The 9,460-nt window shown below is 72.2% G+C and carries 8 protein-coding genes and 1 pseudogene; 7 read left to right on the forward strand and 2 right to left on the reverse strand.

Translation table 11 applies throughout. The annotated features are described in order from the left end of the window. Positions 1-8: 8 nt before the first annotated feature. From gcvH to HW578_RS06375, 7 genes are all read left to right on the forward strand, one after another. Positions 9-386 (forward strand): glycine cleavage system protein GcvH, encoded by a 378-nt coding sequence (gcvH, locus tag HW578_RS06345; protein WP_198369705.1) that lies wholly within the window; start codon positions 9-11, stop codon positions 384-386. Continuing rightward, positions 383-3,298: an aminomethyl-transferring glycine dehydrogenase gene (gene gcvP / locus HW578_RS06350; RefSeq protein WP_198369706.1), complete on the forward strand. Its 2,916-nt coding sequence runs from the start codon at positions 383-385 to the stop codon at positions 3,296-3,298. Before gcvH ends, gcvP begins: the two co-directional genes overlap by 4 nt. Beyond that, complete coding sequence (locus HW578_RS06355) at positions 3,295-3,852, forward strand: NUDIX hydrolase (protein ID WP_198369707.1); 558 nt, start codon at positions 3,295-3,297, stop codon at positions 3,850-3,852. The genes gcvP and HW578_RS06355 overlap by 4 nt, the downstream gene beginning before the upstream one ends. Positions 3,853-3,892: 40 nt before the next feature. Beyond that, complete coding sequence (locus tag HW578_RS06360; protein WP_198369708.1) at positions 3,893-4,219, forward strand: cupin domain-containing protein; 327 nt, start codon at positions 3,893-3,895, stop codon at positions 4,217-4,219. Next, positions 4,216-5,112, forward strand: coding sequence for an alpha/beta hydrolase family protein (locus tag HW578_RS06365; protein ID WP_198369709.1), 897 nt, complete (start codon positions 4,216-4,218; stop codon positions 5,110-5,112). Before HW578_RS06360 ends, HW578_RS06365 begins: the two co-directional genes overlap by 4 nt. After that, positions 5,109-6,407 (forward strand): MmgE/PrpD family protein, encoded by a 1,299-nt coding sequence (locus HW578_RS06370; RefSeq protein WP_198369710.1) that lies wholly within the window; start codon positions 5,109-5,111, stop codon positions 6,405-6,407. Before HW578_RS06365 ends, HW578_RS06370 begins: the two co-directional genes overlap by 4 nt. 63 nt (positions 6,408-6,470) lie before the next feature. Further along, positions 6,471-7,445 (forward strand): Bug family tripartite tricarboxylate transporter substrate binding protein, encoded by a 975-nt coding sequence (locus HW578_RS06375; protein ID WP_198369711.1) that lies wholly within the window; start codon positions 6,471-6,473, stop codon positions 7,443-7,445. A gap of 65 nt (positions 7,446-7,510) precedes the next feature. On the opposite strand, the gene HW578_RS06380 is transcribed toward HW578_RS06375, so the two are convergent. Then, positions 7,511-9,091 (reverse strand): ABC transporter substrate-binding protein, encoded by a 1,581-nt coding sequence (locus tag HW578_RS06380; protein ID WP_198369712.1) that lies wholly within the window; start codon positions 9,089-9,091, stop codon positions 7,511-7,513. Positions 9,092-9,217: 126 nt separating this feature from the next. Then, positions 9,218-9,460, reverse strand: a pseudogene (locus HW578_RS06385) (F0F1 ATP synthase subunit B); the annotation flags it as partial.

A 9,460-nucleotide genomic window follows, 5' to 3' on the forward strand; every position in this document is an offset into this window, starting at 1 on the left:
CCGCACCGATGCCCGAGACGAAATTCACCAAGGACCATGAATGGGTGCGGATGGATGGCGGCGTCGCCGTCATCGGCATCACCGACCACGCGCAGAACGCGCTGGGCGACGTGGTCTTCGTGGACCTGCCCGAGATCGGCCGCGAGGTGACGGCCGGCGAGCCGATCGCGGTGGTCGAGAGCGTGAAGGCCGCCTCCGACGTCTATGCCCCGATCGCGGGGAAGATCGTCGCGGTGAATGGCGCGCTGGCCGACAATCCCGGCGCGATCAACGCCGCGCCCACCACTGATGGCTGGTTCTTCAAGATCGAGACCTCGGACCCCGGCGCGCTCGATGGGCTGATGGACGAGACCACCTACGCCGCCTTCGTGGACAGCCTCGCATGAACAGCCCCGCGACCCTGCTCGAGCTCGAGGAGCACGAGGAATTCGCCCGCCGCCACATCGGCCCCTCCGAGGCCGAGATCGCCGCCATGCTGAAGGTGGTCGGCGCGCAGAGCCTGGAGGATCTCGCGGCGCGCACCGTGCCCGGCGCAATCCGCGGCGCTGACCTCTCCGCGCTGCCGCCGCCGGTGACGGAGGCCGAGGTCATCGCGGAACTGCGCGAACTGGCCGGGCGCAACCGCGCCGACATCAAGTCGCTGATCGGGTTGGGCTACCACGGCACGCTGACCCCGCCCGTCATCCTGCGCAACGTGCTGGAGAATCCGGGCTGGTACACGGCCTATACGCCGTATCAGGCCGAGATCGCGCAGGGGCGGCTCGAGGCGCTGGTGAACTTCCAGACCATGGTCTGCGACCTGGCGGGCCTGCCGGTGGCGAATGCCTCGCTGCTCGACGAGGGCACCGCGGTGGCCGAGGCGATGGCGATGGCCCACGGCGCGACGCGCGGCAAGTCCGAGGTGATCGTCGCCGCCGCCGACCTGCACCCGCAGACGCTGGCGGTGCTGCGCACGCGCGCCGAACCCCATGGCTGGCGCGTGCATGTCGCGCCGGTGGCGGACATCGCCGCCGCCTGTGCCGCGGAGAAGCCCTTCGCGCTGGTGCTGCAATACCCCGGCACGACCGGCGAGGTGCGCGACCTGACCGCCGAGATCGCGGCCGCGCATGCGGCGGGCGGACTCGCCATCGTGGCCGCCGATCCGCTCTCGCTCACGCTGCTGAAGCCGCCGGGCGAGATGGGGGCCGACATCGTCGTGGGCAGCACGCAGCGCTTCGGCGTGCCCATGGGCTATGGCGGCCCGCATGCCGCCTTCATGGCCGTGACCGACCCGCTGAAGCGGTTGATGCCCGGGCGCCTGGTGGGTGTCTCGGTCGATGCCGCCGGCGCGCCCGCCATGCGCCTCGCCTTGCAGACGCGCGAGCAGCACATCCGCCGCGAGAAGGCGACGTCCAACATCTGCACCGCGCAGGTGCTGCTCGCGGTCATGGCCGGCATGTACGCGGTCTGGCACGGGCCTGAGGGGCTGAAGCGCATCGCGCGCCGCGTGCGCCTGCAGGCGCGGCTGCTGGGCGATGCCGCGCAGAAGGCGGGGCTCTCGCTGCGCCACGAAGGCTTCTTCGACACCATCGCGATCGAGGCCGGGGCGCGCGCCGACGCGCTGATGTCCGCCGCCCTGCGCCGCGGATTCAACCTGCGTCGCGTCGATGCCGGCTGCGTCGCGGTGGCGATGGACGAGACGGTGACGCGCGCCGACCTCGACGTGCTGTGTGCCGTGGTGGCGGAGGTCACGGGCACGGCGCCGGCCTCGCTCGGCATGCTCTCGCCCGCCGGTGACCTGCCGGAGAGCGTGCGTCGCCTGTCGCCCTTCATGACCGCGTCGGTCTTCGACACGCATCATTCCGAGCACGGGATGCTGCGCTACCTGAAGTCGCTCGAGGACAAGGACGTCGCACTGAATCGCAGCATGATCCCGCTCGGGTCCTGCACCATGAAGCTGAACGCGACGGCGGAGATGATCCCGGTCACCTTCCCCGGCTTCGGCAACATCCATCCCTTCGCGCCGGTGGACCAGGCGGCGGGCTACATCGCGCTGATCCGCCAGCTGGAATCCTGGCTGGCCCGGATCACCGGCTTCGCGGCGGTGTCCCTGCAGCCCAATGCCGGCAGCCAGGGCGAGTATGCCGGGCTGCTCGCCATCCGTGCGTATCACCAGGCGCGCGGGGAGGGGCATCGCAACATCTGCCTGATCCCGTCCTCCGCGCATGGCACCAACCCGGCCTCGGCCGTGATGGCGGGGATGCAGGTGGTCGTGGTGGGCTGCGACCGCGACGGCAATGTCGATGTCGCGGACCTGCACGCCAAGATCGCGCAGCATGGTGCCAACCTCGCGGCGCTGATGGTGACCTATCCGTCCACGCATGGCGTGTTCGAGGCCGAGATTAAGGAGATCTGCGCCGCGGTGCACGCCGCCGGCGGGCAGGTCTACATGGACGGCGCCAACATGAATGCGCAGGTCGGGCTGACCAGCCCGGGCGGCATCGGCGCGGATGTCTGCCACCTGAACCTGCACAAGACCTTCTGCATCCCGCATGGCGGCGGCGGGCCGGGCGTGGGGCCGATCGGCGTTGCGGCGCACCTTGCACCGCATTTGCCGAACCATCCGCTGCTGGCCGAAGCCGGGCCGGCCACGGGCTTCGGGCCGGTCAGCGCCGCGCCCTTCGGCTCCGCGTCGATCCTGCCGATCAGCTACGCCTATATCCGCATGATGGGTGCGGAGGGCCTCACGCGCGCGACTGAGGTCGCGATCCTGTCGGCGAACTACATGGCGAAGCGGCTCGAGGCGCATTTCCCGGTGCTCTACCGCGGTGCGAACGGCATGGTCGCGCATGAATGCATCCTCGACTGCCGCGGCTTCCAGCAGGGCGGCGGCGTGCTGGTCGAGGACATCGCCAAGCGCCTGCAGGACTACGGCTTCCACGCGCCGACCATGTCCTGGCCGGTGGCGGGCACGCTGATGGTCGAACCGACCGAGAGCGAGCCCAAGGCGGAGCTGGATCGCTTCATCGACGCCATGATCGCGATCCGCGCCGAGATCCGGGCCGTCGAGCAGGGCCGCATGGACAAGGCCGACAACCCGCTGAAGAACGCGCCGCACACTGCGGCCGAGGTGATCGCGGAGACCTGGACGCACCCCTATTCGCGCGAACAGGCCGCCTTCCCGCTGCCCTTCGTGAAGGCGCGCAAGTACTGGCCGCCGGTGAAGCGCGTCGACAACGTCTACGGCGACCGCAACCTGGTGTGTTCCTGCGCGCCGCTGGAGGCCTACGCGAACCAGCACCAGATCGCCGCCGAATGACGTTGAAGCCCTGGCGCGTCACCGCCAGCCGGATCGTGCTGGCGGATCGCTGGATCCGCCTGCGCGCGGATTCCTGCGTCGCCCCCTCGGGCGACGTGGTCGATCCGTTCTACGTGCTGGAATACCGGGACTGGGTGCATGTGGTCGCACTCACCGATGACGATCGCCTTGTGATGAACCGGCAGTATCGCCACGGCGCGGGGGAGGTGCATCTCGAGCTCCCCGGCGGCGTCATGGATGCCGAGGATGCCGACGCCATCGCCGCCGGACGGCGCGAATTCCGCGAGGAGACGGGCCACGGCGCGCGCGAGTTCCGCCACGTGGTCAGCCTGCGTCCCAACCCCGCGACGCACACCAACCGCCTGCACACCGTGCTCGCCCTGGGCGCGGCGCCGGCCGGCGCGCAGTCCTTCGACAATGGGGAGGAGATCGCGGTCGAGCTCATCCCCGTCGCCGAGGTGCTGCGCATCATCCGCGAGGGCGCGGTGCAGCAATCGACGCATGTGGCCTCGCTGCTGCTGGCGCTGGCCGCCGCGGGGCGCATCGCCTTCTGACCCGGTTGCGCGCGCGCCGCGCGGCGCGCAGCATCGCGCCATGACGCGCCATGTCTTTCCCGCCGCCGAGGCCGCAGCCGTGCCGAACGATCCCGGCCGGCTCTCGGCGTGCATCTTCACCCATGGCAGCTTCGAGGCGCGCTGGTATGCCCCGCGCGGGCAGGACACGCAGACGCCGCACACGCGCGACGAGGCCTATGTGGTTGTCCGCGGCCATGGCTGGTTCGTCTGCGAGGGCACGCGCGCGGCGGTCGCTCCCGGCCACCTGGTCTGGGCGCCCGCAGGTGCCGAGCACCGCTTCGAGGATGTCTCGGACGACCTGGCGCTCTGGGTGATCTTCTACGGCCCGGAGGGCGGCGAGGCGTGATCGCCCGCGCGCTGGTCCTGCTGCTGCTGCTGGCGCTGCCGGCACGCGCGCAGGTCGCGATCGAGGTGCCCGGCACGCCGCCGCTCGCGGGCGCGCTGTGGCTGCCGGAGGGCGGTGCCCGCGGCGCGCTGGTGCTGCTGCTGCATGGTGCCGGCGGCGCCTTCACCGACCACGCGCCGCTCGGCCAGGCCCTGGCGCAGGCGGGCATCGCCGCGGTGGCGGTGACCCAGCCCGCGGATTCCAGCGCACCCAACGCCTTCGCGCGCATGCAGGCCCGCGCGCGGGATGCGACCCGCGTGCTGGACCACGTGCTCGCGGCGCGGCCCGACCGGCTCGATCCGGCGCGCGTCGGGGTCTTCGGCTATTCGGCGGGCGGCACGGCGGCGCTGCTGCTGATGGGCGGGCGGGTCGATCCGTCGCGCTGGATCGCGCTCTGCGCCGCGTATCCCGAGGAACGGCTTTGCCAATCGCCGTTCGGCCGCGCGGCGCTCGAGGCCGCGGCGGGGCTGCCACCCTTCGGCGCGGCGGATGCGCGGGTGCGCGCGGTGCTGCTCGCCGCGCCGGCGCTGGGCTTCCTCTTTGCGCCCGACGGCTTCGCGCAGGTGGCGCCCGGCACGATGGTGCGGCTGTGGCGCGCCGGCGCCGACACGGTGCTGCGCGAGCCCCATCACGCCGAGGCCATCGCGCCGCTTCTGCCTGGCCGCCCGGCGCCGACCGTGGTCCCCGGGGCCGGCCACTGGGTCTTCATGCCGCCCTGCGATGCGGAACGGCGCGTCGCGCTGCCCTATCTCTGCGCCGATCCGCCGGGGCTCGACCGCGCCGCCTTCCTGCGCGACTTCGCCGCGGATGCGGTGGCCTTCTTCCGCGCCGCGCTGGCGGAGCGCCGGCCATGAGCGCGATCGCCTTCGCCTGGGATGGCGCGCCGCCCGGCAGTACGGCCGCGGCCAAGGCGCGGCTGCTGCTGGCGGACAGCCTCGGCTGCATGGTCGCCGGGCTCGGCCATGCGCGGGTGCGCGGCTTTGCATCGGCGATCGCGGCCACGATGCCCGGCACGATCCGCCTGCCTGGCGTGACACCTGTGCTGTCGCAGGCCGGCGCGGCCGCGACGCTGGCGGCGGCGATGTGCTGGGACGAGGCCAATGAAGGCCTGGCCCGCGCGCACGGTCGGCCCGCGCTGGCCGTGGCGCCGCTGTGCATCGCGGCCCTGGCGGAGGGGCGCGCGACCCTGGGCGAGGCCCTGGCGGCCTTCACCCTCGGCTACGAGGTCGGCGGGCGTGCGGGCGAGGCGTGGCGCATCCGACCGGGCATGCATGTGGACGGGTCCTGGCACGCGCTCGGTGCGGCCGCGGCGGCGGTGCGCCTCGCCCGCGGCGATGCGGATGCGGCGATGCGCGCGGTGCGCCTCGCGGGCTGCCAGGTGCCCTTCTCGATGTATGCGCCGATTTCCGCCGGGATGGACGGGCGCAACAGCTACCCGGCGCATGCGGTGCTGCTCGGGGCGTTGTGCGCCGCCGGCGCGATGGCGGGGATGGATGCGCCGGAGGGCGGCTTCGCCGAGGCGCGGCGCGTGGCGCTGGGGCACGAGGCTCCCGCGGTGGTCGCACCGCCCGGCACCTGGCTGGTCGAGGAAGCCTACATCAAGCCCTTCGCGGGCGTGCGCCACGCGCATTACGCCGCGGCGGCGGCGATCGACCTGCGCGCGGGGATCGCGGCGGAGGATGTCGCGGCGGTCACGCTCTCAACTTATGCCGAGGCGCTGCGCTATGCCGGGAACCGCGCGCCGGGCAGTGCCATCACGGCGCAGTTCAGCCTCTCCTGGGCGGTGGCGGCGGGGCTGGTGCAGGGGGATCTCGGGCCTGCCGCCTATACCGATGCGGCGCTGGCGGATGCGGCGCTGCGGCGGATCGAGGCGCTGGTCGCGCTGGAGGAGGATGCCACGCTGACCGAGGCCGGGCGCCGTGGTGCGGCGCTGCGCGTGACCCTGCGCGACGGTCGCGTGCTGGAGGCGCGCGCGGATCGCGTGCCGGGCGATCCCGACCTGCCGATGCGCGAGGATGCGGTGCGCACGAAGTTCCTGCGATTCGCGGCGCCGGTGATCGGACTGGATGCCGCGCGCGCTGCGCTGCATGTGGTGCTGGATGGCGCGGCGGAGGCTCGCCCCGGCGGCCCGCTGCTCGGCGCGCGCTGAGTCGCGGGTCGCCGTTTCGCCGCGGCGGCGCTACACTTGCGGCGAAAGCGAGGAGAAGCCGCCATGCCGATGATCGACCGTCGCGCCGTCCTTGGACTTGCCGGCGCCGCGGCATTCGCAGCGCCGGCGCTTGCGCAGGCCTTCCCCAGCCGCCCCATCCGCATCCTGGTCCCCTTCGCCGCGGGCGGCACCACCGACATCCTGGCGCGTGCGATCGGCGAGCGGCTCGCGGCGGCACTCGGCCAACCGGTGGTGATCGACAATCGCGGCGGCGCCGGCGGCACCGTGGCGGGCGAGGCCTTCGCGCGCGCCGAGCCGGATGGCCACACGCTGCTGGTGGCGACCGCCTCGCTCATCTGCATCAACAAGGCGCTCTATGCGCGCCTGCCCTTCGACCCGGATACGGATTTCGCGCCGGTCGCGATGCTGGCGCAGCAGCCCAACGTGCTGGTGGTGAACGCGCGCGCGCTGCCGATGGCCACGCTGCCCGAGTTGGTCGCCTACATCCGCGCCAATCCGGGGCGGGTGAACTACGCCTCCTCAGGCACGGGCTCGCAGCTGCACCTGACGGGCGAGATGTTCCGCGCCGCGGTTGGCGTGGAGATGACGCATGTGCCCTATCGCGGCAGTGCGCCGGCGATGACGGACCTGGTCGCGGGCAATGTGCCGATGATGTTCGACGGGCTCGGCACCGCCCTGCCGCAGGTGCGCGGGGGTGCGATCCGCGCGCTGGGCGTGGCGTCGGAGAGCGAGAATGCCGCGCTGCCCGGCGTGCCGCCGATCGCCTCGGTGCTGCCGGGTTTCCTCTCGGTGAACTGGACCGGCCTGTTCGTGCTGCGTGCGACGCCCGAGCCCGTGGTGGCGCGCATCGATGCCGAGACGCGCCGCGCGCTGGCCGGCCCCGAGATGGCCGCACTGTTCCGCGACCGCGCCTTCGACCCTATGCCGATCTCGCGCGCCGACCTGCCCGCCTTCGTCGCCGCCGAGAGTGCGCGCTGGCGCGAAGCCGTCCGCGCCTCCGGCGCCAGGGCGGACTGATTTACCCGGATTCAAGGGGCGGTTGCCCCTTGGCGGGGGGTGAGGGGGGCGGCGCCCCCCCCTCCTTACTGCCCGATCCGCACGAGCCTGAGCGGGAACCAGTTATCCGCCAGCTGCTGAAGCGTCACGTTCTGCCGCGCCGCCCAGATCACCACCTGCTGATGCAGCGGGATATGCCCGACCTCCTCGGCGTGCAGGCGCATCGCCTCTTCGATCAGCGCCTGTCGGCGCGTGCGGTCGGTCTCGATGGCGATCTGGTCGGTCAGGGTGTCGAAGCGCGGATTGGAATAGCCGCCGGAGTTGAAAACGCCGCGCGTGCCGTCGCGCGTGCCCATCAGGTTGTACAGCGAATTGTGCGCGTCGTAGGTCGCGGGGGTCCAGCCAAGCATGAAGAAGGACGTGGTGTAGCGCGGGGCCAGGATCTCGGCGAAGTAGCGCGCGCGGGTCTGGGCGTTGAGCTGCACGCGGATGCCCGCGCGCGCCAGCATGGCGACGACGGCGGTGCAGATCGCCTCGTCGTTCACGTAGCGATCGTTCGGGCAGTCCATGCCGACCTGGAAGCCGTTCGGGTAGCCGGCCTCGGCCAGCAGGCGGCGCGCCTGCTCCACGTTCGGGCGCACGCGCACCGCGGTGTCCAGCGCGTCGGTATGGCCGTTCACGCCGGGGCCGATCATCAGGCCGGTGGCGCGCGCCTGGCCGCGCATGACGGTGCGCACGATCGCCTCGTTGTCGATCGCCATCTGGAAGGCGCGGCGCACGCGCACGTCGCGGAAGGGGTTGCGGCCGCGCACGTCGGACTTCAGCAGCTCGTCGCGCGACTGGTCCATGCCGAGGTAGATGGTGCGCAGCTCGGCCTGCTGGTGCACGCGGATGCCCGGCGTGCGCGACAGGCGCTCGGTGTCCTGGGGTGGCACGGTGTAGACCATGTCCACCTCGTTGCTGATCAGCGCGGCCACGCGCGTCGCGTCATTGGCGATGACATTGAATTCGACCCGGGTCAGGTTGTGTTCGGGCCGGTCCCACCAGGTCGGGTTGGGTGCGAGCACGGTGCGGCGGTCAGGCTCGCGGCTGACCAGCACGAAGGGCCCGGTGCCCATGGCGTTGCGGGTGGCGAAGTTCTCCTGCCGCGTCGTGAGGTCGGCGCTGCGCGTGGCGTTGTTCCGCTCCGCCCAGGCGCGCGACATGATGCCCCAGGTGGTGATCCCCTCGATGAAGATCGGGTCGGGCTGGCTGGTCTCGAATTCGATGACCGTCGGCGAGACGACGCGCGCCTCCTTCACCGACGCGAAGACAGAGGAGATGTTGGACCCCTGCGCGCGCGCGCGTTCGTAGGAGAAGATCACGTCATCCGCGGTGAAGGGCGTGCCGTCCGAGAAGCGCACGCCCTCGCGCAGGTGGAAGCGCCAGACGGTGGGCGAGGGCTGCTCCCAGCGCGCCGCCAGCGCTGGTTCGACCTGCAGCTGGCGGTTCCGGCGCACCAGCGGCTCGTAGATGTTGGCGTTGAATGACAGCAGGAAGGTCTCGTTCCGCGCATAGGGGTCCATCGAGTTGACGTCGCCGTCATTGGCCCAGCGGAAGGTGTTGGCCTGTGCCGCGATCGTCGTGCAGGCGAGCAGCGCGGCGGCTAGTGTAATCCTGGTCTTCATGATGTTCCTCCTGCGTCTGTGGCGGATGCTAGCGGGGGCGACGAAAAGCGGAAGCCCCGGTGCGCGCGCGTGAAAAAGGCGCTGTCCCGAAGGACAGCGCCCTGTTTCTCGCCGGCGCGCGGTGTGTCAGGCGGCGCGCAGCGCCTTGGGCAGATCGGCGACGGACTGGTCGACCAGCGCCGCATCGGCGGTGGCATCCAGCGTCTCGGCGATGACGGCGCGGGCGGCGGCGCCGGCGATATCGGCGGCGGCGTTGCGCACCTCGGCCACGGCCGATGCCTCGGCCGCGGCGATGCGGTCCATCGCCATGCGCTCGCGACGCTTGGCGGCCGCCTCCGCCTCGGCGGCGGCGGCGGCTGCCAGGCGCTC

Origin of the sequence: Roseomonas rosulenta (assembly GCF_016106005.1) — a bacterium.
Taxonomy (GTDB): domain Bacteria; phylum Pseudomonadota; class Alphaproteobacteria; order Acetobacterales; family Acetobacteraceae; genus Neoroseomonas; species Neoroseomonas rosulenta.

Coding starts and splice junctions, on each gene's coding strand:
- HW578_RS06355 (WP_198369707.1), top strand. CDS start 3,295: ATGACGTTGAAGCCCTGGCGCGTCACCGCCAGCCGGATCGTGCTGGCG.
- HW578_RS06360 (WP_198369708.1), top strand. CDS start 3,893: ATGACGCGCCATGTCTTTCCCGCCGCCGAGGCCGCAGCCGTGCCGAAC.
- HW578_RS06370 (WP_198369710.1), top strand. CDS start 5,109: ATGAGCGCGATCGCCTTCGCCTGGGATGGCGCGCCGCCCGGCAGTACG.
- HW578_RS06375 (WP_198369711.1), top strand. CDS start 6,471: ATGCCGATGATCGACCGTCGCGCCGTCCTTGGACTTGCCGGCGCCGCG.
- HW578_RS06380 (WP_198369712.1), bottom strand. CDS start 9,091: ATGAAGACCAGGATTACACTAGCCGCCGCGCTGCTCGCCTGCACGACG.
- gcvH (WP_198369705.1), top strand. CDS start 9: ATGCCCGAGACGAAATTCACCAAGGACCATGAATGGGTGCGGATGGAT.
- gcvP (WP_198369706.1), top strand. CDS start 383: ATGAACAGCCCCGCGACCCTGCTCGAGCTCGAGGAGCACGAGGAATTC.